The following is a 23,792-nucleotide window of genomic DNA, read 5'->3' as shown; positions in this document are numbered from 1 at the left end:
GGGGGCATTGGTTTTCGATGATGGCATTCGTAGATTTTGTGACCAACCCGCAGCTCATGGTGATGCTGCTTGCAGGCGGCGCTGCGTTTGCCACAATCATAACGCTCGGTATGCCCTATCTCAGCCAAGACACGCTTGCCACGCGGATGAAATATGTGGCGAGCGAACGCGAGGCCTTGCGGGCCAAGCTGCGCGCCGAGATGGAAGACCGCGCAGGCAGCAAACGCGGCACGCTGCGGTCCACACCCAAGGGCTTTGCCAAGAAGCTGGTGGATAGTCTCAACCTGCGCACCATGCTGGAGAGCGAAGACACGCAACTTAAAATGAAGATGGCCGGATTTCGGGGTCAGGGGCCGATCTACACGTTCTTGTTTTTCCGCATCGCCATGCCCCCCATCGTGTTTGCGATAGCTGCGTTCTACGTCTTTTTTGTGCTTGATTTGAGCCAGCCGCCAATGGCGAAGCTGGGCATGGCGGGGCTGGCAGGACTGGCCGGGTTCTATCTGCCAAATGTGTTTCTGCAGAACATCATCACGCGCCGCCAGCAGGCGATTCAGCAGGCTTTTCCCGATGCACTGGACCTGCTGTTGATCTGTGTTGAGGCTGGCATGTCGGTGGAGGCTGCCTTCAACAAGGTAGCCGCAGAGATTGGCGTCCAGTCTGTTGAACTGGCCGAGGAACTGGGACTGACGACGGCTGAGCTTTCCTACCTGCAGGACCGGCGCGTGGCCTATGAGAACCTTGGCAAACGCACGGGCTTACCAGGCGTGAAGGCCGTCACCACATCGCTCATTCAGGCAGAGCGCTATGGCACGCCGCTTGGTTCTGCCCTACGGGTCATGGCGCAGGAAAACCGTGACATACGCATGGCGGCCGCCGAGAAAAAAGCAGCAGGCCTGCCGCCGAAACTGACGGTACCGATGATTGCGTTCTTTCTGCCGGTGCTGTTCGTCGTCATTCTTGGTCCAGCAGTTATCCGCTTTACCATGAACTAGGTTTGGGGTGGTCTATCAGCCGCAGGCCCGCGCCACCATGCAGGCGCAAGACTTCCGCTCGTCAAAGATAGTCTGTCATCCCGGACTTGACCTCGGATCGCGCGCGGTACGCCACACACGTCACTAGCCCGATCCCGGATCAAGTCCGGGACGACGCATGGAAAAGTGAGAGCGTTGGTGAGCTACTCGATGATGACGGGGTTGTTGTCGGCGTTTGCCTCGCGAGCCCACAACGCGGGCTGGGTGACAATGGCGCGGAGTTTTTCAGCGTCACCGCTGATTGCCGCAGGTGCAGTCGGGGCACTGGCAAGGCGTTCAGCGTCGGTGTAATCGCCACGCAGGCCCAGCACCAAAGCAAGGTTCTGGCGCATTTTTCCCGTCGCCCTGGGCGTAGATACGGCTTTTCGCATAGCCAGTTCAGCGTCTTTGAGATCGTTTGTAAGGGCATACGACATGCCCAGATTATTCCACGGCGTGGGTTCGCCAGGTGCCGCTGCAATAGCAGCGCGATAAACAGCGCGAGCCGCGTCGTGCTGGCCAACCTGATCCAGCGCCACACCCTGCGCACTCAACGTGCGCCAGTTATCCGGATCAACCGCCAAGGCTTTGTCGAATACGGGCAGGGCCTCTGCTGCACGACCGGATGATGTCAGTGTCTTGCCATATTCAGCCAGAATCCGCGGGTCATCCGGGTTGAGGCTTTCTGCCCGGCGCAGCACGTCAATTGCCGCGGCGGTTGAACCTACAGCCCGCAGGGCTGATGCATATTCCGCAGCCGCTTCTGCATCTCGGGGGTCTTGTTCATAAAGACCGCCCCAATAGGCAGCCTTGGCCACAACATTTCCGTTCACCTCGGACATCACGTCTGCATCGTGAAGGCGTGTATCAAGGTCAGGGCCTGATGGCGATCCCGCGCCTACCGTCTGGCACCCGGCCAGCAGCGCTGCAAGCGCACAGGCGACCGCCATGCGGCGGACGGTGCGCGCATTCGGAGGAGTACTCGAAACAGAATGTGACCGTGTTTTCACCGGGCGTGTTCCACCAGTTGCTGCCCAAAGACAGGGTGGGCCAAAATCATATGGCGCTATGGTGGCAGGCAGCGGTCAAGAAACTGTTAAACATGAAAGCCGGATTGTCGGCAGGCGTTTAAGCGTGTTGTGCGGCAGCGGGCCACCTTCAGGACGCAGCCATCATCTGCGCCCGTGCGTCCATTACCCACTCACGCATTTCAGGCATGGCGTTAATCGTCTCCATATAGGCGCGGGCCACGCTGTCGCGGTCGCCCAGAGCCACAAGATCCGGCGCATAGGTATCAAACCGCGAGACCACAGGAGCATACATCGCGTCGGCAATGGAAAATGGACCCAGCAAATAGGGGCCGCCGCCCGTGACGCCAAAACGTCCGCGCGCTTCCGTCCAGATGGCAATGATGCGGCTGATGTTGTGGGCAACAGCATCATTCATGCCTTCGCCGGGACGGTGATGGGTGCAGTCCATGGGCATGTCGCGGCGCAGGGCTGTGAAGCCCGAATGCATTTCAGCGCTGATGGCGCGGCCATGGGCGCGGGCGACACCGTCGGCAGGCCAAAGATGCGCCCCCGGCACACGCTCGTTCAGCGTTTCGAGAATGGCCAGCGAATCCCAGATGGTTTCGTCACCCCATTTGAGCACCGGCACCTTGCCCGCAGGGGAATAAGCCAGACATTGCGCCTTTGTGTCGTCCCCCTGGCGCAAGGTTACGTGCGCCTCTTCAAAGGCAAGACCCGCGCGCTTCATGGCGAGCCAGGGCCGCAGGCTCCACGACGACCAGTTTTTATCTCCGATGACCAAAGTGAGCGGCGGCATTTTCATGGGGTTCTCCTGCCTCAGGCCGTTGCGTATTCCAAAACGCTGCAAGACCGTGCCATATAGATTTGAACCCCGCCACCGGCACCTGCGCCCGACACCCCGGATAAGTGTATTTTGATGCTTGATGTGTTTCTCGACAACGGCCCCGCCATCCCCGTTACACCATTGGCAAGCGAGGCCGTGGATGCATGGCTGGATGCTGCCGAGCCGCACCATGCCGCATGGGTACGGGCGCATGGGTTCAAGGCGCAGGCTGGCGAAACGCTGATGCTGCCCGACAGCGCTGGCGGGTTCGCCCGCGTATTGTTCGGCCTGGGAAACGAAACTGACCCGTTTGTGTATGGCGCGCTGGCTGCACAGCTTCAGCCCGGCGACTATAGGTTTGACCCGGCCCCGGCAGACATGCCCCGCGCGCTGCTGGGCTTTGCCTTGGGCACCTATGGTTTTGATCGCTACAAGTCCAGAACCACACAGGCAAATGTGCGCCTGGTCGTGCCGGATGGTTCAGGATGCGACGAGGCATCACTCATTGCGCGCGGCGTATTTCTGGCGCGAGACCTCATCAATACACCCGCCAGCGACATGGGACCGGCGGAGCTTGAGGCCGCCGCCGACACGCTTCGGCGGCGCTTTGACACGCACCTTACGGTCACCACCGGCGATGAGCTTCTGCGTGACAATTACCCGATGATCCATGCCGTGGGTCGCGCGAGTGACCGGGCTCCACGGCTGATTGATCTCACATGGGGGCGTGCTGATGCGCCTGCCATTACGCTGGTGGGCAAGGGCGTTTGCTTTGATACCGGCGGGCTCAATCTCAAGCCCGGCAATTCCATGGCGCTGATGAAAAAGGATATGGGGGGTGCTGCTGCCGCCATGGCGCTGGCGCAGATGATTATGGAGCGCGGGCTGGATGTGCGGCTGCGGCTGCTCGTGGCCGCTGTTGAGAACTCGGTTTCCGGCAACGCCTTTCGTCCCAGCGATGTTCTGGCAAGTCGTAAGGGCCTGAGCGTCGAAATTGGGAATACAGATGCTGAAGGCCGGTTGATACTGGCGGACGCGCTGGCAGAAGCTGACACGCAAGCACCTGACCTGCTGCTTGATTTTGCCACCCTCACAGGGGCTGCCCGCGTGGCGCTTGGACCGGAACTGCCGCCCTTTTACACAAAGGACGACGCACTGGCAGCCGAGCTTTCGCAGGCCGGTGACCATGCCGCCGACCCGATGTGGCGGCTACCGCTTTGGGAGCCCTATGACGCATGGCTCGACAGCAAAATTGCCGACCTGAACCACATTTCCGACGGACCATTTGCGGGCTCCATAACGGCCGCGCTGTTTCTCAACCGTTTTGTTACACAAACACGCTCATACGCTCATTTTGATATTTACGGGTGGAATGCGAAACCGCGACCAGGACGACCCGTAGGCGGTGAATTGCAGGCCGTGCGCGCGATCTATCACCTTTTGTGCACGCGCTACGGCTGAATCGGCCGCGCACTTTCATTTCGCAGGCGGTTGCACTTCGTTACCGGTGACCGCTACCATTAACCATAAACAGGACGCGCCGGACCTTACCTTGGGGGGAAGGTCGGCAACCGTGCAAAACGGCATGGGATAGTCGGGGCTTGGGGGCACATCGAAATGGAGCTGAAGCCGGTTGAGGCTTTGAAGCTGTGGCATGATGTTGTTGCTACGACCGTGCGTGATGACGGGCCCGATTTGTCGTCGCGGCAGATGGCTATTTTGCTCACGATCTATCTGTCGCCCCCACCCCATACGGTGCGGGGTCTGGCGGAGGGTCTGAACATTTCCAAACCCGCCATTACGCGCGCGCTGGACGCGCTTGGCCGCCTTGAACTGTTGAAACGCAAACGTGATGAAACAGATCGCCGCAACGTGCTTGTTCAGCGAACGGTAAAGGGCTCGGTCTATCTTTCAGACTTCGCAGACCTGATCTCAAGGCGCGCCAAAGAACTGTAATGCCTCAACCCGACCCACCCCAGACGATGCAGGAGACGTTGGATCCGCGCGTCAATGCATTCAGACCTGACCTTGCACGGGCGACGCTGGAAGGCAGAGTGGCGGCGCCGCGCTTTGTTACGGGAACGCCCGCCTGCGTAACCGTACCAGTGACCGCCCTGCGCCGCACGCCTGCGCCAGATGGACCGCGGGACACAGAGCTTTTGTTTGGTGAAAGCGTGGTCGTCCTTGATGAGGCACAGGGGTGGGCATGGGTGCAGGCAGATCGCGATCGCTATGTGGGGTATGTAGCAGGTGATACGCTGGCCCGTCATGAACAGACACCCACGCATCGTGTTGCGGCACTGCGCACCTTCATCTATGCGGCTGCTAACCTGAAATCGCCGGTGCTTGGGTGGATGTCACTGAACTCACCGGTTCAGGTTATTTCCCAGCAGGACCGTTTCAGCCTGCTTTCAGGCGGAGGTTGCGTGTTCACGGACCATCTGCACGCCACGAACGAGACCGCGCCAGATTTCGTGGGGGTGGCTGAGGGGTTTCTTGAAACGCCGTATCTGTGGGGGGGCCGGTCAAGCCTGGGGCTTGATTGCTCAGCACTGGTGCAATGCGCCCTTGAAGCGGCAGGCATCGAATGCCCGAGGGACACGGATATGCAGGAGTCGGCTGTTGGGATTGCCTTGGCTGAGACAGAACCAATGCAGCGCGGTGACCTTGTTTTCTGGAAAGGGCATGTAGGCATCATGCGGGATGCAAGAACCCTGCTTCATGCCAACGCCACCCATATGAAAACTGTTCTGGAACCTGTGGAGCTGGCCATCAGGCGTATTGCTGAAACAGACGGGCCGGTCACGTCGGTCCGGCGTTTGCCATCCACTGGCAAGCGCTAAGACGCCACCACGCCCTCGGGAGCTGCTTCAAGGTCGAAGGCCGCGGCCATCAGCGCCTTGGTATAGTCCGTCTGCGGAGCGTCAAAAATCTGGTCTGATGCCCCTTGCTCCACCACCTTGCCGTTGCGCATGACAATCACTTCGTCGGCAAGTGCACGGACTACCTTCAAATCATGGCTGATAAACAGATAAGCCAGGTCGTGGCGCTGTTGCAGGTCGCGCAGGAGGTCAACAATCTGTGCCTGCACCGACATATCAAGCGCGCTGGTGGGTTCATCCAACACAACAAAGTCAGGTTTCAGCGCCATGGCGCGGGCGATTGCGATGCGCTGGCGCTGGCCGCCTGAAAATTCGTGCGGATAGCGATCCATTGTCGCCGGATCAAGGCCCACTTCCGTCAGGGCCTCGGCGACGCGCTGGCGGCGGCCTTCATAGTTGAGGTCCGTGCCATGAACCAGCAAGCCCTCTTCCACGATCTGCGCCACTGACAGCCGCGGGCTCAATGAACCAAATGGGTCCTGAAAAACAATCTGCATGTCTGCGCGGCGTGCCCGGAGGTCTGACCAGCTATCAGCTTCGATGTTCTGACCCATGAAGACGATCGGGCCTTCACTATCTATCAGTCGCAGGAGACCAAGACCCAGCGTGGTTTTGCCGGAGCCGCTTTCACCGACCACGCCCACCGTATGACCACGCCGCACGGTGAGTGAAATGCCGTCAACCGCTTTGACGTGATCGACAGTGCGCTTCAGCACGCCCTTCTTGATCGGGAACCAGACCTTGAGGTTTTCGGTGGACATGATTTCCGGCGCATCTGCGCGCGCGGTCAGCGGTTTGCCCTTTGGCTCGCTGCTAAGCAGGTGCTGCGTATATTCGTGCTGCGGATTGGCGAACAGGCTCTTCGTTTCACCACTCTCCACGATCTGGCCTTGCTTCATGACGCAGACCCGATCTGCCATCTTGCGCACGATGCCCAGGTCGTGGGTGATGAGCAGCATCCCCATGCCCATGTCGCTGCTCAGTTGCTTCAACAGCTTGAGGATTTGCGCCTGTACGGTGACATCAAGCGCGGTGGTCGGCTCGTCGGCGATCAACAGGCGCGGCTCGTTGGCCAGTGCCATGGCAATCATTACGCGCTGGCGCTGTCCACCGGACAGTTCATGAGGATAGGCGCCCAAGCGTTTTTCAGGATTTTGCAGGCCCACCTTGTTGAGCAATTCGAGCACGCGCACACGCGCGGCTTCGGGCCTCATACCCCGATGCACTTCCAGCACCTCCCCCACCTGCCGCTCAATGGTATGCAGCGGGTTGAGGGATGTCATCGGCTCCTGAAAGATCATCGAAATCTCGTTGCCGCGAATGCCCATCAGTGTGCGTTCGCTGGCACCCACCACGGATTGCCCGCGATAGTGGATGGTGCCTGACGGATGGGACGCCGCTGGATAGGGCAGAAGCTGCATCAACGACAATGCCGTCACAGACTTACCGGAACCACTTTCGCCTACCAATGCCAGCGTTTCGCCTTCCGCCATGTCGAAAGACACTTTGTTGACAGCAAGGGTTTGTTCGCCGTCCTGCGTAAACGCAACGGACAGATCTTTGACCTCAACGAGCTTTTGATCCGTATACGCCATTACTGCAGCGTCTTTCTGGGGTCAAATGCATCCCGCACGGCTTCGCCGACAAACACCAGCAGGCTAAGCATGATGGCGATCACAAAAAAGCCGGTGAAGCCGAGCCACGGCGCCTGGAGATTGTTTTTGCCCTGCGCCAACAATTCGCCCAGTGACGGGGAGCCGGGCGGCAGGCCAAAGCCCAAAAAATCCAGCGCTGTGAGGGTGGTGATGGAGGCGTTGAGAATGAACGGCAGGAAGGTGAGTGTTGCTACCATGGCGTTGGGCAACACGTGCTTGAACATGATGGTGAGGTTGCGCAGCCCAAGCGCACGCGCAGCAGCCACATATTCAAGATTGCGGCCGCGCAGGAACTCGGCACGCACAACGCCCACCAGCGCCACCCATGAGAACAGCAAAAGCGTGCCGAGCAATATCCAGAAGGTGGGTTCGATGACGGCCGCAATAATGATGATGAGATAGAGCGCGGGTATGGATGTCCATATTTCTATGAAGCGCTGGAAAATCAGGTCCGTCCAGCCGCCAAAGAACCCCTGCACAGCCCCGGCCGCAACGCCGACGATGGAGGAAAACAGTGTCAGGATCAGGCCGAACAGAACGGAAATGCGAAAGCCATAGATGACGCGCGCGAGCACGTCGCGACCCTGATCGTCGGTGCCCAGCCAGTTTTCAGTGCTTGGCGGTGCAGGGGCGGGCACCGGCAGGTCGAGGTTGATGGTGTCGTAGCTGTAGGGGATCAACGGCCAGATGATGCTGCCGCCCTTGTCCTCTATGAGTTCCTGAACAAACGGGTCGCGATAGTCAGCCTCGGTTGCGAAGTCACCGCCAAACTCTGTTTCCGCATAGGCGAAAAACACCGGCGCGTAGATGGCGCCGTCGAACGTGATGAGCAGCGGTTTGTCATTGGCAATGAACTCCGCAAACAGGCTCACCACAAACAGCGTGCCGAACAGCCACATGGCCCAGTAGCCGCGTTTGTTGGCCTTGAAGTTGCGCCAGCGCCGTTGATTGATGGGCGACGTGCGGGCCTTGTTGACCCGACCAAACCAGGTCGCTTCCCAGTTGACGCGCGCGAGGGGTGTTTTTGCAAGCAGCGCCATGGTCAGCGCGCCTCAAAATCGATGCGCGGATCGACCAGCGTGTAGGTCAGGTCCGAGATGAGAGTGACGATGAGGCCGATCAGTCCGAAGATGTACAGCGTGGCGAAAACCACCGCGTAGTCGCGGTTGACGATGGATTCAAAGCCAAGCAACCCCAGCCCGTCCAGCGAGAAAACGGTTTCGATCAGTAGCGAGCCGGTGAAGAACGCGCCGACAAAAGCACCGGGGAAACCGGCAATCACAATCAGCATCGCGTTGCGGAACACGTGGCCGTACAGAACCTGCTGCTCGCTCAAACCCTTGGCGCGGGCTGTGACCACGTAGTGCTTTTTTATTTCGTCGAGGAACGAGTTTTTTGTCAGCAGGGTTGTTGTGGCAAAGGCTGAGATGACCAGTGAGGCCACCGGCAAAACGATGTGCCAGAGATAATCGAGTATTTTTCCGAATACGGACAATTCGTCGAAGTTGTCGGAGGTAAGCCCGCGTAACGGGAACAAATCCCAGTAACTGCCGCCGGCAAACAACACGATGAGCAGGACGGCAAACAGGAAGCCAGGGATAGCGTATCCGACAACGATGACAGCGGAGGTCCACACGTCAAAGGGCGCACCGTCACGCACGGCCTTCATGACGCCCAGCGGGATGGACACGCCATAGGCAATCAGCATGGTCCACAGGCCAAGTGAAATGGAGACCGGGAGTTTTTCCGCAATCAGGTCAATCACTTTCACGTCGCGGAAGTAGCTTTCACCAAAATCGAAGCGCACATAATTCCACACCATGTCGGCGAAACGCTCATACACTGGTTTGTCGAACCCGAACTGGCGCTCAAGGTCGGCGATGAACTCTGGGTCCAGACCCTGGGCACCGCGATATTTGGCGGTTGCGCCTGCGTCCCCGGCTGCCGCCTGGTTGCCGGCACCCATGTCGCCACCGGGAGAGCCACCGATGCGGGCGGTGGCCGACACGTCATTTCCTGAAAGCTGCGCGATGATACGCTCAATCGGGCCGCCGGGCGCAAACTGCACAATGGCGAACGCAACCAGAAGAATACCGAGAATAGTCGGTATCATGAGCAGCAGGCGTCTGATGATGTAAGCAGCCATCGGGCGGGAAACTGTATCCGTCGTCAGAAGATGAGGGGCGGCACGAAGACGCCGAATCGCAGTGTGCCCTAATCGGCAGATGTCTCAAACAGTAAGCGCAACATACAGCCTACCGGTTAAGGGCGGCTTCTTTTTCCGGGTCTATCCACCACAGGTGAACAACGCCGCGATGGTATTTCGGTTTGGTGTCAGGCCAGCCGAACTTGTTCCAGACCGCCAGATTGTGCTCGGCCTTGTACCATTGGGGTATCCAGTAGTGCCCGGCCCGCAGCACACGGTCCAGCGCGCGGGCGGCAGTTGTCAGTTCCTCGCGCGATGTGGCGCTGATGGCGCGGTCAATGAGGGCATCCACCACCGGACTTGAAATGCCCGCAAGGTTGCGGCTGCCAGGTTCCGCGGCCGCTCGCGACCCCATAAAGGCCCGAAGCTCGACGCCCGGCGTTTCCTGCATGGAGAAGCGGCGGGTGGTAATGTCAAAATCAAAATCCTTGAGGCGCTCCTCATATTGTGCGGGGTCCACCAGCCGCATTTTGGCATCTATCCCCAGCAGCGCGAGGTTCTTGACGACGGGCTGGATAACCCGCTCAAACGTAGGCGCGTCGGTCAAGAACTCGATCTCAAGCACCTCGTCGGCGGCGTTCTTCAGCACGCCATCGCGCACTTCCCATCCTGCGTCAGCCAGCATGTCGCGGGCGATCTTGAGTTGCCGGCGGTCCTGACCGGAACCATCAGACACCGGCGGTACGTAAGCTTCGCCAAAAACGCTTTCAGGCAGTTGATCGCGGAACGGTTCAAGCAGCGCCAGTTCCGCGCCATCTGGCACCCCCATTGCCTTCATGTCGGAGTTTTCAAAGTAGCTGTGGGTGCGTTTGTAGAGGTCGTGGAAATGAAACCGGTTGGTCCACTCAAAATCAAAGGCGTGGTTCAGGGCCTCGCGCACTTTGGGGTCTGACAGATGGGCGCGGCGGGTGTTGATGAACCAGCCTTGCGTGCCCGACGGGCGGTTATCGGGCATGGTCAGCTTGAGGACACGCCCATCCAGCACCGCGGGAAAATCATATTTTGTGGCCCAGAAGCGGGATGTAAACTCTTCGTGGAAATCATATTCGCCAGACTTGAACGCCTCAAAGCCCGCAGTACGCTCACGGAAATATTCGTAGCGGATTTCGCCAAAGTTGAAGCGCCCTGCGTTGACCGGCAGATCGCGGCCCCAATAGTCCGGGTCCAGACGATGAGTGATGCTGCGGCCCTGCTGCACATCGCTCACCTGATAGGGTCCGGACATCAATGGCGGCTCAAGTGTGGAGGCTTTAAAGTCATTGGCAGTGTAGTAAGCCTTTGAGAGAACAGGCAGGTCCGCCACGGTAAAAGGCAGGTCGCGTACGAAATCACCCTCAAACGTATAAAGTACTGTCAGTTCGTCCAGCGCCTTGGCTGATATCACATCGCGAATAGCGGTGGTGATGTGGGGGTGTCCATGCTCTTTCAGCAGATCAAATGTGAACACCACATCGTCTGCCGTTGCCCTGGTGCCGTCGTGAAAGGTGATGGTGTCGCGCAGCCGAAAGGCCACTGACATGCCGTCGGGCGCAATGGCGGCGGCTTCAGCGGCAAGACCATACATCGCGTCTGGTTCATCATGGGCGCGGGTCATCAACGTATCAAAGTTGAGGCGAATGCCGTGCCCGCCGGTGCCCTTGAGAACAAACACGTTGAGCGTATCGAACGTGGTAAAACCCTGATTGAGATAGGCTTCTGAGGGCGTGAGGCGCAGCGTGCCGCCCTTTGGTGCATCCGGGTTGGCGTAGTCAAAATGCGTGAAGTCGGCGGGATATTTGAGGTCGCCGAAAATCGATATGCCGTGGCGCCAGTCGCCGCCGTTGGGCGCGGGGTCAGACATCCAGTCCTGTGCAGCGGCAGGAATAGCGAGCGACACGAAGAGGCTGGCGGCAAGCGCCCAGCGTGCGGGCCTCATTCGCTTGCCTGCGTGTTGGCGGCGGCTGTGGCCGCAGCGCCTTCTTCGTACCACCAGATGTCCGGAAAGCCGCCTGCGGCTGCATGAGCGGGTAGTGTTTCAGGCAGACCGAATCTGTCCCACCGCGCGGTGCGCAGCGGGCTCCACCATTGCGGCACGACATAATGGTTCCACAGCAGCACACGATCCAGCGCGCGCGATGCCGCTATAAGCGTTTCGCGGTCAGGAGCAAAAATGATTTTTTCGATCAGCGCATCCACAGCCGGGTTCTTGATGCCGATGCGGTTGCGGCTGCCTTCACGGTCCGCAGACGCAGAGCCCCAGAAATCGCGCTGCTCATTACCGGGTGACAGGGACTGGGCAAACGAATTGACAATGATGTCGTAATCAAACGTATCGACGCGGGCCTGATATTGCGACGTGTCCACAACGCGAATGGTCGAATCGATTCCCAGCCGCTCAAGGCTTTGCTTGTAGGGCAGTACGACGCGCTCGAAGGTAGGCGATACCAGCAGGAACTCGACAGTGAGCTTCTCGCCGGTGTCGTTCTTCGTGAGTTTGCCATCTGTAATGCCCCAACCTGCTTCCTGAAGCAGGGCCGTGGCCGTTCGCAGATTTGCACGCACGGCAGCGGGATCGCCGTTGACGGGGTTTTCGTAGTCGGTGGTAAAAACCTCCGGCGGCACCTGGTCGCGCAATGGCTCCAGAAGTTCCAGTTCTATGGGTCCGGGCAGGCCCGTGGCTTCAAGTTCGGAGCCTTCAAAGAATGAATCGGTACGGGCGTATTGGCTGAAGAAGATGTTCTTGTTCATCCACTCATAGTCAAACGCCAGGTTGAACGCCTGCCGCACGCGGGGGTCTGAAAACTTGTCGCGGCGCAGGTTGAAGATGAACGCCTGCATGGGGGCGGCACTTTGCGTGGTGAAGGTTTGCAACACCACGCGGCCATCTTTCACCGCATCAAAATCATACTCTGTGGCCCAGCGCTTGGCGCTGTTTTCAATACGGAAGTCATAGTTATCGCCTTTGAAGGCTTCGACCATCGCTGTTTCTTCAAGATAATAGTCGTAGATCAGCCGATCAAAATTGTGTTTGCCCACATTCACCGGCAGGTCTCTGGCCCAATAGTCCTCCACACGCTCAAAGACCAGACGGCGGCCTGCATCCACCGTCACCAGCCGGTAGGGGCCGGAGCCAAGCGGCGGCACGAGCGTTGACGACGCGATATCCCGACCGTCGGACCCGTCCCAATAGTGTTCGGGCAGCACATAAAGCTGGCCCATGATCTGCGGCAGTTCACGATTGCCGGTTTCATCAAACTCGAAGCGCACGCGGTGGTCATTCAGCGCCTCAGCTTTTGTGACGTTGGCGTAGTAGCCTGCAAAATGCGGGTGATTTTTGGTCAGCGCTTCAAAGCTGAAAATAACATCTGCCGCCGTGAGCGGCTCACCGTCGTGCCAGCGGGCCTGAGGGTGCAGATCGAATTCAACCCAACTGTAATCCTCCGGATACGTCACGGTTTTGGCGATCAGGCCGTATTCAGCGCCCGGCTCGTCCATGGAATTGGACATCAGCGTTTCGTAGATCGGGGTGATGGCACCGGGCACACCCTTCACGACGAAGGGGTTGAGGCTGTCAAACGAGCCGGGCACCGCCTGACGCAGGCGGCCGCCTTTGGGGGCGGCGGGGTTCACATAGTCAAAATGGGCGTAGTCGGCCGGATATTTGGGCTCACCGATGAGCGACAGGGCGTGGGTGGTCCGGGAGGATACCTCTTGCGCTTTGACAGGTTCAGGTGCGGAAGCAAGGCCAAGCGTGGCCGCAACCAGGATGAGGGGCGTGAAACAAACTGCCGCGCGGGGCCACATGAACATGAAAGATGCCTGACAAATCATTGCGGGGTGAACCAGATGACTTGCCTATTGTGACGAAAGTGCGCCGCATATGCGAGAGGCGGACGCCTTTGGAGCGCCCGCCTCTTCAAAAAACCGTGTTGTGGGTGTGTTGGTGCTACGGCGCGTTTGTTTCGGTACCTGGTGTGCCGTCGCGCTCATTGTCTGAACCGCCACCAGCTGTTTCTGCCGCCGGAGCCGCTTCTTCGGGTGTCGCTTCCGCTTCCGGGGCCGCTTCCATTTCCGGCACAGCGGGCTTGGCATATGGCGTTGGTGCCTGGGCCGCCAGATAAACCATCACAGCGGCACGGTCTTCAGGCTTGCTGAGGCCGGCAAACGACATGATGGTGCCGGGAATATATTCGCTGGGCTTTTCCAGAAACGCATTCATGGTCTCCCAGTTCCACTCCCCGGGGAATGTGGCCATGGCAGATGAATAATTGAAATTATCCAGATGGGCTTTCTTTCCGCCCATGATGTTCCACAGATTGGGACCAATCTTGTTGGCACCGCCATCATCAAAAGAGTGGCAGGCCACACATCTGCGAGCCACACGCTCGCCGCGGTCAGCGGTTGCCATGGCGATAAGCGCCTCAATGGGTACGTCGGCAACAGGTTCGCCGCCACCGGCAGCCTCGCCGCCTTCTTCCTCAAGACCTTCCACGACATAGGCCTGCTGTTCAGGTTCGGCTGCATCATAGAGCGCCGGTACGAGGAACATGCCGACGCCCAGAAGCACCAGAAGCGACGCCAGAACGGCGCCTGCAATTTTATTGAATTCAAAACTGTCCATAATGCTCGGTGTCCGGTGTTTCGTTTGCAGGTGTCAAATAGGGTGTGGATGTCATTTAAGGCAACGCACCAGAACAAAGGTCATTTTGTCCGGCGCGCCAAGAGGCGGGTTGCCGCACCACCCAGCCCGGCGAACCGGGCAAAGCAGCGCTGTGCAGTAGCGGTGGCACACTACCCGCTTCCGGTTTTGGCGGGCAAGCCGTATAAGCCCTGCAATCATATGGTCATCTCACCTTTCGCTCATCTTTTGGGGCTGAAGCAAGCTGACAGGCGCGGCGAAGCGTCGCATCAGCCGTTTCAACGGGTGTGGCCCGCCCTCCATGCGGGTTTTACCGACTCCCATTTGTCTTCAGGAGCCTGACGTCTTGGCGCTTCCTTCCCCGCCTTCCGGTATCCGTCCCCTTGTTGCCATTCCTGCGCGCATGGCCGCCACGCGCCTGCCGGGGAAACCGCTGCTGGATATCGCCGGCAAACCGATGATTGTGCGCGTGTGGGAAATTGCCGCTGCGTGGGCGCAGAAAATGCCCGGCGCTGAGGTTGTGGTAGCCGCTGGTGACCCGGAAATTGTCGATGTCGTGACAAATGCGGGTGGCAAGGCCGTGCTGACCGACCCTGACCTGCCTTCAGGCACGGACAGATGTTACGCTGCGGCGCAAGTACTCGACCCTGATGGTGCCTTCGACGTGGTAGTGAACCTTCAGGGCGACCAGCCGGTATTTGACGCGGACAGTCTGAGCGCGGTTTTGACGCCCCTCACAGATGCGCGGGTTGACATCGCGACGCTGGCGTCGGTCATTCGCGACAGCAACGAACGCACCAACCCCAACGTGGTGAAACTGGTGCCCAGCTTTCCCAACCCGGATGTGCCGCTGGCACGCGCGCTTTACTTCACCCGCGCTGTTGCCCCCACCGGTGACGGGCCGCTCTATCATCATGTGGGCATCTATGCGTTCAGGCGCGCAGCCCTTGAGCGATTTGTCAGGCTTGCGCCGTCACCGCTGGAAATCCGCGAAAAGCTGGAGCAGTTGCGTGCTCTTGAACATGATATGCGTATAGATGCGGCGATCATTCCAACCGGTACGCGCATTGGTGTGGACGGACCGGATGATCTGGCGCGTGCACGGGCCTATTTTGACCACGATAAAGCCGGGAGCGAAGCAGGCGCATGAGCGCAGACAACACCATCGTTTATCAGGGCGAACCGGGTGCCAATTCGCAGATTGCCTGCAGCGAGGTCTATCCGGACATGCAGGCGCGGGCCTGCGCCACCTTCGAGGAAGCATTCGCCGCCATTGCCGACGGTGACGCACGTCTTGGCATGATCCCGATTGAAAACTCGCTGGCGGGGCGGGTGGCGGACATTCATCATCTGCTGCCGGATTCAGGCCTCTACATTATCGGCGAACATTTTTTGCGTATCCGTTTTGCGTTGATGGCGCCCAAAGGCGCAACGCTGGAGACCGTCAAATCCGTGCAGAGCCACGTGATGGCGCTTGGGCAGTGCCGCAAGACGCTGCAGGCACTGGGCTTGTTTTCCGAAGTGGCCGCGGACACGGCCGGCTCTGCACGCCAGGTAGCCGAGCGCGGCGACATTACGCACGCAGCCCTGGCCGCGCCGGCGGCGGCCGAAATGTACGGCCTTGATATTCTGCGAACCGACATGGAAGACGCGGACCACAACACAACGCGCTTTCTCATCATGGCCGCTGAACCAGACGACGCAACGCCGGAAGAAGAGCCGGTGATTACCAGTTTTGTGTTCCGTGTACGGAACGTGCCTGCGGCACTTTACAAAGCCATGGGCGGGTTTGCGACCAATGGCGTGAACATGACCAAGCTTGAAAGCTATCAGGTGTCAGGCTCGTTCAACGCGACGCAGTTTTATGCCGACATCGAAGGCCACCCGGACCGGCGCAATGTGCGGCTGGCGCTAGAGGAACTGCAGTTCTTTTGCAGCGAACTGAAGATTCTCGGCATTTATCCCGCCAACAAATATCGCGCGGAGATCGCAGGCCCCTAGCCTTCCTCCACCCAACTTTTAATGAGCTGATGGGCAATGGCGAAAGGAGGGGGCACCCAGAAGCCTTTGTCTTCACCAGCCAAAACAGCGCGCAGGTCGTCGCGGGAGAACCAGCGGGCCTCTGCTATCTCGACGCCGTCCACGGTGATTTCCTCGGTTTCAGCTTCGGCGTGGCAGCCGATCATCAGTTGCGACGGGTAGGGCCAGGGCTGTGTTGAGTGGTAGCGCACATTGCGCACCGCAACGCCTGCCTCTTCCATCATTTCGCGGGCAACGGCTTCTTCGATGGATTCGCCCGGCTCGATGAAGCCCGCGAGCGAGGAAAACATGCCACGCGGGAACATCGGCTGTCGCCCCAGCAACGCCTTGTCGCCACGTGTGGCCAGCATGATGACCACCGGGTCTGTGCGCGGGAAATGCTCGGCTTTGCATTCCGGGCATACGCGCTTGTACCCGGCTTCGGCCAGGCGACTGGGATGCCCGCAGGCGGAGCAATAGCCGTGGCGCAGGTGCCAGTCGATCATGCTCTTGCCCTGCGCCATGATGGCCAGTTCACCGGAGGTAATCTCGCCTTTCATGGCAAGGCCGCGCAGGTCTTCAAACTCCCCCATGCCCTTGAGAGCACCGTTTTCCGGGTTTTCACCAAAGGTGACGTCGGTGGCAAACAGCGCGCGTCCGCGCTTGTTGATGCCCAGCAGCACGGTGACGGACGCCGGGTTCATCAGCGGCTTCACCATGTCTGGTGGCATCCACGCAATGTCCTTGCCTTCGCTGGGGGCGGCTTCGGGCAACACAAACGGCATCAGCTTGTAAAAAGGCACATAGCGGCTTTCGGGGTCCGCCATTTTTTCAGCCAGCCAATCATCATCCGTGCGTTTGTCGCTCACGCGATCAAGCGGATTGTTGGCGAAAATGTTGGGGTTTGCTTCCAGCGCCATGGGCGTGCGGCCTCTTGTTTGTCATGTAATGTGTTGGTTTCGGGCCGAAACCTGCCACGCGCCGGGAATTGGCGCAAACAGCCTCACTTTAACGCCCCAGCCGGGCCGAATTAGACCGCTGGCGGGTTGCACTTGCCACCCCCGCGTCTGATATAGTGCCGTTGGGAGGTTGGCGATGGACAGGCCAAGTCGCCAACCCGGTCAGATCCGGAAGGAAGCAGCCGTAACGAATTCGGCCTGGGTCGTTTGTCCAGCCTCCCACCTCTTTTACCGCCGTTTGCTCCGGAGTGCCGCCCCTTCTCATGACGCCCCCGTCCGATACATCCGTTGACGATAAAGGGCCTGAGGAGGGCGAGCCCAATCTGGGCATGACAGCGGAGGATGGCGGCTTCGACCTGCTGGGCGGTGAGGCCAAAGCGCCAGCGGCACCTGTCGAATATCAGGTGCTTGCGCGCAAGTACCGCCCTCAGACATTTGACGATCTTGTTGGCCAGGACGCCATGGTGCGCACCCTGCACAATGCGTTTGCCACCAACCGCATTGCGCACGCGTTTATTCTCACCGGCGTGCGCGGTATTGGCAAAACAACCACTGCACGCATTCTGGCGCGCGCCCTCAACTATGAAGCCGATGGGTTTGACGGGCCGACCATCGACATGCCGGGGCCTGGAATCAACTGCCAGGCCATCATGGAATCACGCCATCAGGATGTGCTGGAAATGGATGCGGCCTCGCGCACCGGCATCGGCGACATTCGCGAGATCATTGAAAGTGTGCGCTATGCGCCCACGTCAGCGCGCTACAAGGTTTATATCATCGACGAAGTTCACATGCTGTCGAACGCGGCCTTCAACGGGCTGCTGAAGACGCTTGAAGAACCGCCCGCACATGTGAAGTTTATTTTTGCCACCACAGAAATCCGCAAGGTGCCAGTGACGGTGCTCTCGCGGTGCCAGCGGTTTGATCTGCGCCGGCTTGATACGGAAGCCATGAGCCAGCATCTGGCAAACATTGCGGGCAAGGAAGGCGTGAGTGTCGATGACGGGGCACTGGCGCTGATTGGGCGCGCTGCTGAAGGCTCTGTACGTGACGGCCTGTCGTTGCTGGATCAGGCCATTGCACACGGCACACAAGGCGAGACAATTTCAGCCGACAGCGTGCGGGCCATGCTGGGGCTGGCGGACAGAGGCCGGGTGTTCGACCTGTATGAGCACGTCATGAAGGGTGATGTGGCGTCAGCCCTTGGCGAACTGACCGCGCAATACCAGGATGGTGCTGACCCGGCCGTGGTCATATCTGACATGGCGGAACTGACGCACTGGCTGACCCGGCTGAAACTGGTTGATGCTGCCGCCGACGACAAAACCGTTTCGGACATGGACCGCAAGCGCGGCACCGACATGGTGGCCACGCTGTCGGTCAAGTCGCTGGCGCGCACATGGCAAATGCTGCTCAAGGGTCTGGGTGAAGTGGAGCGCGCGCCGTGGCCTTTGGCAGCGGCTGAAATGGTGCTTGTGCGGCTTGCCTATGCGGCTGACCTTCCAACCCCGGACGAACTGATAAAGAAGCTGCAGAATGCGCCAACGTCCGCTGGCGCGGGCGGTTCTGCGGGTACGCAGGCTGCAGATGGCGGCCGCACATCTGCAATGATGCCGACAGGAGCCAGACCAACCGCCAGCGTCGGCTCGTCAGCACCGCAGTCGGCTTCCAGAATGGCGCAGACGGGCGTCCAAACGGCACCCCAGGAGGAGTTGCCTCCACGTATTCAACTCAAGCGGTTTGAAGACGTCGTGGCGCTTGCCGAGAACAAGCGTGACGTGATGCTGCAAAATGCCCTTGAGCATGATGTTCGGCTTGTAGCCTTTGCTCCGGGACGTATTGAACTTGCTGTGCTCAAGGGCGACAGCAGCGTTATCCAGCAACTCTCCGCCAAGCTGCAAAGCTGGACAAACGAGCGCTGGTTCGTGACGCAGGCCAGGCAGGATGCCCCGGTCGCCCAACCCACCATCGCTGAAGCTAGGCGCGATGCGCAAGATGCGCTGATGGCATCCATAAGCGCGGAGCCACTTGTCAAGGCAGCGCTGGAGACATTTCCCGGGGCGAAAATCATTGAGGTACGTGACCTTGCCGCGGATGCTGCGGCTGAAGCAGCCACGTCACCCGCGCCGACTGACGGTGATGATAATCCGGATACAGAGGATTTGATCTGATGAAAAACCTTGGCGGCCTGATGAAGCAGGCTCAGGAAATGCAGGCCCGCATGGCCGAAATGCAGGAAAAAGTCGCAGCACTTGAAGTGGAAGGGTCATCCGGCGGTGGACTGGTCACAGTCACGCTGGCGGGCAAGGGTGAACTGCGCGGCGTCAAAATCGACCCCAGCCTGATGGTACCTGACGAAGCCGAGATTCTGGAAGACCTGCTGGTGGCAGCCCACACGGATGCAAAGGCAAAACTGGACGCAAAGCTGCAGGACGAGATGAAAGCGGTCACCGGCGGCATTGCCCTGCCGCCCGGCTTCTCACTTTAGGCACCGGACATGTCAGGACACAGCGCAGGCGCTGAGATTGAGCGGCTGATCCAGCTTCTGGCGCGACTGCCCGGGCTTGGGCCGCGCTCGGCACGGCGGGCGGCCCTGCAAATGCTCGGCAAGAAAGAAACACTGATGCGCCCGCTCGCGGATGCCATCAGCCAGGCGGCCGACCATGTGCTGACATGCAGCACCTGCGGCAACATGGATACGAAAGACCCCTGCTCCATCTGCACCGATACGCGGCGCGATGCGGGCGTCATCTGCGTGGTCGAACACGTTGCGGACCTGTGGGCGCTTGAACGTGCGGGCGCCAACTCCGGTCAGTATCATGTGTTAGGCGGCACGCTGTCTGCGCTTGATGGTATTGGCCCCGATGATCTGAACATTGCCGGACTGGTTGACCGCATATCAGGCGGAGACGTGCGCGAGATTGTGCTGGCACTCAACGCAACCGTGGATGGCCAGGCGACGGCACATTACATTACGGATCAGGTGCAAAGCTACGGGGCCAGCATCAGCCAGGTGGCACACGGCGTGCCTGTGGGCGGCGAGATGGACTATCTGGATGACGGCACGCTGGCGGCCGCCATGAAAGCCCGGCGGCCTTTTTAAGGGGCGTTTGGATGGATATGCGGCAGGCCCTATCCGCCTGACAACTTCAACTGCGGCGGCGTGGGCTCAAGCACTTCCGCCTCGTCGTCATCTCCAAGCTCAAGCTCCGTAATGCGGTCTCCACGGCGAGTGATCTTATCGGTGGAGATGCCGATCTGACGTAAATCATCTTCAGCCTGCGAGAAGTGTGTCTTGAGTTTTGAGACCCGGCCATCAAGCCGACCCACATCTTCCAGCATCTTCCCGACTTCCGCCTGAATGACGCCGGCCTGCTCGCGCATCTGGGCATCTTTCAAAATGGCGCGCACGGTGTTGAGCGTGGCCATGAGTGTTGTCGGCGACACGATCCACACCTTGGATTTGAAACTGGCTTCTACGGTTGCGGGGAAGTTGGCATGCAGCTCGGCATAGACCGCTTCTGACGGCAAAAACATCAGGGCTGAATCGGCGGTTTCGCCGGGCACAATGTATTTGGCTGCAATGTCGTTGACGTGCTTGAGCATGCTGTCGCGAAAAAACCGCTTGGCCCTGGTGCTTTCGTCTTCGGTCTTGGCGTCCACCAGCGCGCGGTAGCTTTCCAGCGGAAACTTTGAATCAACCGCGATGGAGCCGGGCGGGTTGGGCAGTTTTATCAGGCAATCGGCACGCGCCTTGTTGGAGAGCGTGGCCTGAAACGCATAGGCCGATGGCGGCAGGGCGGCGCTTACCAGATCCTGCAACTGGATTTCACCAAACGCACCGCGTGCCTGCTTGTTGGCCAGAATATCCTGCAGGCCCACCATCTGGCCGGACAGTTCGCCGAGCTTCTTTTGGGCTTCGTCGATCAGCGCAAGGCGGGTGTTCAGGGTGCCGAGGGTCTCGCTGGTTTTCTTGGTGTTGTCTTCAAGTCCGTCCCCCAGCCGTTTGGAAACGGCATCCAGACGCTCGTTCAGTGTGCGGGTCAGTTCGGCTTCGCGCTTGGCCTGTGCATCCGCCATGGCGGCCAGCCGACCGGAAAGATGTGACTGGGTCTCCATCAGGCTGGCGAAAGCTTTTTGCTGGATTTCAGCAGCCCGCGCCGCCGCTTCATCCGCGCTGCTTGTGGAAGGGCGGCGCAGCACCAATACGCCCAGAATTGCCAAAAGCAGGACGGCAACCACGCTTGCAGCAATGACCAGAACCATATCCATCGGCAGGAAAACCCTTCAAAACGGCGGGAGAATCGGCGGTACACATTTACAGTATAGCGCGGGCGTTCAGGTTGACGGCTCCCGCAGGCTCGCTTATCTCACCGCTCATGGCCATTCGTAAGATCATTACTGCGCCGGACGCCCGGCTAAAGCAGGTTTCAGCGCCCATTGAGAAGGTGGACGACAGCGTTCGCGCGTTGATGGATGACATGCTGGAGACGATGTATGCGGCACCAGGCATCGGGCTTGCGGCGATCCAGATTGGCGTGCCCAAGCGGGTGATTGTCATTGATCTGGCGCGGGACGGAGAAGAGCCGCAGCCGATGTACTTTGCTAACCCTGAAATCACTCCCACCACTGATGAAATGGTGACCTATGAAGAAGGCTGCCTGTCGGTGCCGGAGTTTTATGAGGACGTGGAGCGACCCGCCACGTGCCGCGTCAAGTTTCTGGATTATCAAAACGAGCTGCGCGAAATTGAGTGTGACGGGCTTCTGGCCACCTGCATTCAGCACGAGATGGACCATCTGGAAGGCATCCTGTTTGTCGATCACCTGTCGCGGGTGAAGCGCTCCATGGTGCTTAAAAAACTGGCCAAGGCGAAGAAGCTCGCTGAACCCGCGTGAGGGGCCAATGACCCTGCGCCTTGCCTTTATGGGCACCCCGGATTTTTCTGTGCCTGCGTTGGCCGAGCTGCTTGCGGCAGGGCACGACGTGGTGGCCGTCTATACCCAGCCCCCGCGCAAGGCCGGGCGCGGCATGGCGCAAACACCGTCGCCGGTACATGCGTTTGCTCAATCGCACGGCATTGACGTGCGCACGCCCCTTTCACTGAAAAAAACAGACCCGCAGCAAGCCTTTGCAGCGCTCGATCTGGATTGCGCCGTGGTTGCGGCCTACGGGTTGATTTTGCCGCAGGCGATACTGGATGCGCCCCGGCTTGGATGCCTCAACATTCATGCGTCCCTGCTGCCACGCTGGCGGGGAGCCGCCCCCATTCAGCGTGCCATCATGGCGGGTGACACGCAGACAGGTGTCACCATCATGCAGATGGATGCGGGACTTGATACCGGCGACATGCTGCTGGTGGAGCGCGTGGAGATTGGGCCCACGGACACCGCCGCCGAGCTGCACGACCGGCTGTCGCTCATCGGTGGCGGCCTCATGGTGCGGGCACTGGCAGCACTTGAGCGTGGGTCGCTGGAAGCGACCGCACAACCTGCGCAGGGCGTGACCTACGCCCACAAGATAGACAAGGCCGAGGCGCGCATTGACTGGTCTTTGTCGGCGAGCGCCCTTGATTGCCACATTCGCGGCCTGTCACCCTTTCCCGGTGCGTGGTGCGAGATTGTAAAGGACGGCAAACCGACGCGTGTGAAAGTGCTGCGGGCAACGCCCGTTTCAGGATCAGGCGGTGCAGGTACAGCCCTTGACGACAGGCTGACCATCGCTTGCGGTACAGACGCGTTGCAGCTTGTGCAGGTTCAGCGTGCGGGCAAAGGTGTTCAGCAGACGGACGAGTTTTTGCGTGGGTTTTCTGTGCCTGCTGGTACGAAGCTTGTCTGATGCAGCGCTATAAACTTACCATTGAGTATGATGGCACACCCTTTGTGGGCTGGCAGAAGCAGGACAACGGGCGCGGTGTGCAGGATGCGATTGCCGATGCCGTCCACAGGTTTTGCGGCGAACGGGTGACCGTGGCCGGGGCCGGGCGTACGGACACAGGTGTTCATGCGCTTGGACAGGTGGCGCACATAGATATTGCCCGCGACACTGATGCCAATACAGTACGGGATGCGCTGAACTTTCATCTCAAGCCTGAGCCGGTCGCAATCATTGCTGTGCAGGCTGTGGACAACGGGTTTGACGCACGGTTCTCTGCCACGCGGCGGCATTATCTCTACCGCATCATCAACCGGCGCGCGCCGCTGACAGTTGACCGGCATCGCGCATGGCAGGTTGCCGTGCCGCTGGACGTGACACCGATGGACGAGGCAGCGCAGCTTCTGGTTGGCCAACACGATTTTACGACTTTTCGCGCCGCCCAGTGCCAGGCAGCGTCACCGGTCAAGACGCTGGATGCCCTGGATGTGCGCCGTGAGGCGGACGCGATTGTCATCACCGCGCGGGCGCGCTCATTCCTGCACAGTCAGGTGCGGTCTTTTGCAGGAACGCTCAAGGCAGTGGGTGAAGGGAAGATGACGCCGCGTGATGTGCAGCGGGCGCTTGAGGCGCGAGACAGGTCACGCTGTGCCGCAGTTGCACCCGCTGACGGGCTTTATCTGATGCGGGTTGATTATGACTGACCCGCGCC

Annotated in this window: 22 protein-coding genes and 1 other RNA gene; 13 read left to right on the top strand and 10 right to left on the bottom strand. The window is 59.6% G+C overall.

Annotated features, from left to right (window positions below):
* The first annotated feature begins 17 nt into the window (after nucleotides 1-17).
* The gene (locus RIB87_RS07495; protein ID WP_350145135.1) at nucleotides 18-995 is read left to right on the top strand and encodes a type II secretion system F family protein; all 978 of its coding nucleotides are present in this window, start codon (nucleotides 18-20) and stop codon (nucleotides 993-995) included.
* A gap of 182 nt (nucleotides 996-1,177) precedes the next feature.
* On the opposite strand, the gene RIB87_RS07490 is transcribed toward RIB87_RS07495, so the two are convergent.
* Nucleotides 1,178-1,963 (bottom strand): tetratricopeptide repeat protein, encoded by a 786-nt coding sequence (locus RIB87_RS07490; protein ID WP_350145133.1) that lies wholly within the window; start codon nucleotides 1,961-1,963, stop codon nucleotides 1,178-1,180.
* A 208-nt stretch (nucleotides 1,964-2,171) separates the two neighbouring features.
* On the bottom strand, nucleotides 2,172-2,846 hold the full coding sequence (locus tag RIB87_RS07485) for a glutathione S-transferase family protein (RefSeq protein WP_350145131.1): 675 nt from the start codon (nucleotides 2,844-2,846) through the stop codon (nucleotides 2,172-2,174).
* Between the two features lie 114 nt (nucleotides 2,847-2,960).
* On the opposite strand from RIB87_RS07485, the gene RIB87_RS07480 reads away from it, so the two are divergent.
* The 3 genes from RIB87_RS07480 (at nucleotide 2,961) to RIB87_RS07470 (ending at nucleotide 5,710) form a co-directional block, all read left to right on the top strand.
* Nucleotides 2,961-4,328: a leucyl aminopeptidase family protein gene (locus RIB87_RS07480; RefSeq protein ID WP_350145128.1), complete on the top strand. Its 1,368-nt coding sequence runs from the start codon at nucleotides 2,961-2,963 to the stop codon at nucleotides 4,326-4,328.
* 150 nt (nucleotides 4,329-4,478) lie between these two features.
* Nucleotides 4,479-4,823: a MarR family transcriptional regulator gene (locus RIB87_RS07475; RefSeq protein WP_350145606.1), complete on the top strand. Its 345-nt coding sequence runs from the start codon at nucleotides 4,479-4,481 to the stop codon at nucleotides 4,821-4,823.
* Nucleotides 4,823-5,710, top strand: coding sequence for a C40 family peptidase (locus tag RIB87_RS07470; protein WP_350145126.1), 888 nt, complete (start codon nucleotides 4,823-4,825; stop codon nucleotides 5,708-5,710). Before RIB87_RS07475 ends, RIB87_RS07470 begins: the two co-directional genes overlap by 1 nt.
* Here RIB87_RS07470 and RIB87_RS07465 read toward each other — a convergent pair.
* From RIB87_RS07465 to RIB87_RS07440, 6 genes are all read right to left on the bottom strand, one after another.
* Nucleotides 5,707-7,344: an ABC transporter ATP-binding protein gene (locus RIB87_RS07465; RefSeq protein ID WP_350145124.1), complete on the bottom strand. Its 1,638-nt coding sequence runs from the start codon at nucleotides 7,342-7,344 to the stop codon at nucleotides 5,707-5,709. The two genes, RIB87_RS07470 and RIB87_RS07465, sit on opposite strands and share 4 nt — an antisense overlap.
* Nucleotides 7,344-8,444, bottom strand: a complete 1,101-nt coding sequence (locus RIB87_RS07460) for an ABC transporter permease (protein ID WP_350145122.1) — start codon at nucleotides 8,442-8,444, stop codon at nucleotides 7,344-7,346. The genes RIB87_RS07465 and RIB87_RS07460 overlap by 1 nt, the downstream gene beginning before the upstream one ends.
* A 2-nt stretch (nucleotides 8,445-8,446) precedes the next feature.
* Nucleotides 8,447-9,550, bottom strand: coding sequence for a microcin C ABC transporter permease YejB (locus RIB87_RS07455; RefSeq protein ID WP_350145120.1), 1,104 nt, complete (start codon nucleotides 9,548-9,550; stop codon nucleotides 8,447-8,449).
* A 109-nt stretch (nucleotides 9,551-9,659) separates the two neighbouring features.
* Nucleotides 9,660-11,525, bottom strand: a complete 1,866-nt coding sequence (locus tag RIB87_RS07450; RefSeq protein WP_350145118.1) for an extracellular solute-binding protein — start codon at nucleotides 11,523-11,525, stop codon at nucleotides 9,660-9,662.
* Nucleotides 11,522-13,393: an extracellular solute-binding protein gene (locus tag RIB87_RS07445; protein WP_502943229.1), complete on the bottom strand. Its 1,872-nt coding sequence runs from the start codon at nucleotides 13,391-13,393 to the stop codon at nucleotides 11,522-11,524. The genes RIB87_RS07450 and RIB87_RS07445 overlap by 4 nt, the downstream gene beginning before the upstream one ends.
* A gap of 142 nt (nucleotides 13,394-13,535) precedes the next feature.
* On the bottom strand, nucleotides 13,536-14,210 hold the full coding sequence (locus RIB87_RS07440) for a c-type cytochrome (protein WP_350145114.1): 675 nt from the start codon (nucleotides 14,208-14,210) through the stop codon (nucleotides 13,536-13,538).
* Nucleotides 14,211-14,574: 364 nt separating this feature from the next.
* Here RIB87_RS07440 and RIB87_RS07435 point away from each other — a divergent pair, with 364 nt between their 5' ends.
* Both RIB87_RS07435 and RIB87_RS07430 read left to right on the top strand, forming a co-directional pair.
* The gene (locus RIB87_RS07435) at nucleotides 14,575-15,378 is read left to right on the top strand and encodes a 3-deoxy-manno-octulosonate cytidylyltransferase (protein ID WP_350145112.1); all 804 of its coding nucleotides are present in this window, start codon (nucleotides 14,575-14,577) and stop codon (nucleotides 15,376-15,378) included.
* Entirely contained in the window at nucleotides 15,375-16,229 is an 855-nt protein-coding gene (locus RIB87_RS07430; protein ID WP_350145110.1) for a prephenate dehydratase, read from the top strand. The genes RIB87_RS07435 and RIB87_RS07430 overlap by 4 nt, the downstream gene beginning before the upstream one ends.
* Here RIB87_RS07430 and nudC read toward each other — a convergent pair.
* Nucleotides 16,226-17,167, bottom strand: coding sequence for an NAD(+) diphosphatase (gene nudC, locus RIB87_RS07425; protein ID WP_350145108.1), 942 nt, complete (start codon nucleotides 17,165-17,167; stop codon nucleotides 16,226-16,228). The genes RIB87_RS07430 and nudC overlap by 4 nt on opposite strands.
* A 164-nt stretch (nucleotides 17,168-17,331) precedes the next feature.
* On the opposite strand from nudC, the gene ffs reads away from it, so the two are divergent.
* The 4 genes from ffs (at nucleotide 17,332) to recR (ending at nucleotide 20,309) form a co-directional block, all read left to right on the top strand.
* Nucleotides 17,332-17,429: signal recognition particle sRNA small type (gene ffs, locus RIB87_RS07420), an RNA gene on the top strand.
* A gap of 106 nt (nucleotides 17,430-17,535) precedes the next feature.
* Entirely contained in the window at nucleotides 17,536-19,377 is a 1,842-nt protein-coding gene (locus tag RIB87_RS07415) for a DNA polymerase III subunit gamma/tau (RefSeq protein WP_502943228.1), read from the top strand.
* Nucleotides 19,377-19,694 (top strand): YbaB/EbfC family nucleoid-associated protein, encoded by a 318-nt coding sequence (locus RIB87_RS07410; RefSeq protein ID WP_350145104.1) that lies wholly within the window; start codon nucleotides 19,377-19,379, stop codon nucleotides 19,692-19,694. The genes RIB87_RS07415 and RIB87_RS07410 overlap by 1 nt, the downstream gene beginning before the upstream one ends.
* Nucleotides 19,695-19,703: 9 nt before the next feature.
* The gene (gene recR / locus RIB87_RS07405; RefSeq protein WP_350145102.1) at nucleotides 19,704-20,309 is read left to right on the top strand and encodes a recombination mediator RecR; all 606 of its coding nucleotides are present in this window, start codon (nucleotides 19,704-19,706) and stop codon (nucleotides 20,307-20,309) included.
* A 29-nt stretch (nucleotides 20,310-20,338) separates the two neighbouring features.
* Here recR and RIB87_RS07400 read toward each other — a convergent pair whose 3' ends face one another.
* Nucleotides 20,339-21,478 (bottom strand): DNA recombination protein RmuC, encoded by a 1,140-nt coding sequence (locus RIB87_RS07400; protein ID WP_350145099.1) that lies wholly within the window; start codon nucleotides 21,476-21,478, stop codon nucleotides 20,339-20,341.
* A gap of 107 nt (nucleotides 21,479-21,585) precedes the next feature.
* Between RIB87_RS07400 and def the strand changes: the two genes are divergently transcribed.
* The 3 genes from def to truA are packed head-to-tail and all read left to right on the top strand — an operon-like array spanning nucleotide 21,586 to nucleotide 23,784.
* Nucleotides 21,586-22,104 (top strand): peptide deformylase, encoded by a 519-nt coding sequence (gene def / locus RIB87_RS07395; protein WP_350145604.1) that lies wholly within the window; start codon nucleotides 21,586-21,588, stop codon nucleotides 22,102-22,104.
* Between the two features lie 7 nt (nucleotides 22,105-22,111).
* Nucleotides 22,112-23,044, top strand: a complete 933-nt coding sequence (fmt, locus tag RIB87_RS07390) for a methionyl-tRNA formyltransferase (RefSeq protein WP_350145097.1) — start codon at nucleotides 22,112-22,114, stop codon at nucleotides 23,042-23,044.
* Complete coding sequence (gene truA / locus RIB87_RS07385) at nucleotides 23,044-23,784, top strand: tRNA pseudouridine(38-40) synthase TruA (protein ID WP_350145095.1); 741 nt, start codon at nucleotides 23,044-23,046, stop codon at nucleotides 23,782-23,784. The genes fmt and truA overlap by 1 nt, the downstream gene beginning before the upstream one ends.
* Nucleotides 23,785-23,792 lie beyond the last annotated feature (8 nt).

The sequence above is a fragment of the Pyruvatibacter sp. genome, from assembly GCF_040219635.1.
Lineage (GTDB): Bacteria > Pseudomonadota > Alphaproteobacteria > CGMCC-115125 > CGMCC-115125 > Pyruvatibacter.
This window is presented reverse-complemented; position numbering and strand designations above follow the sequence as displayed.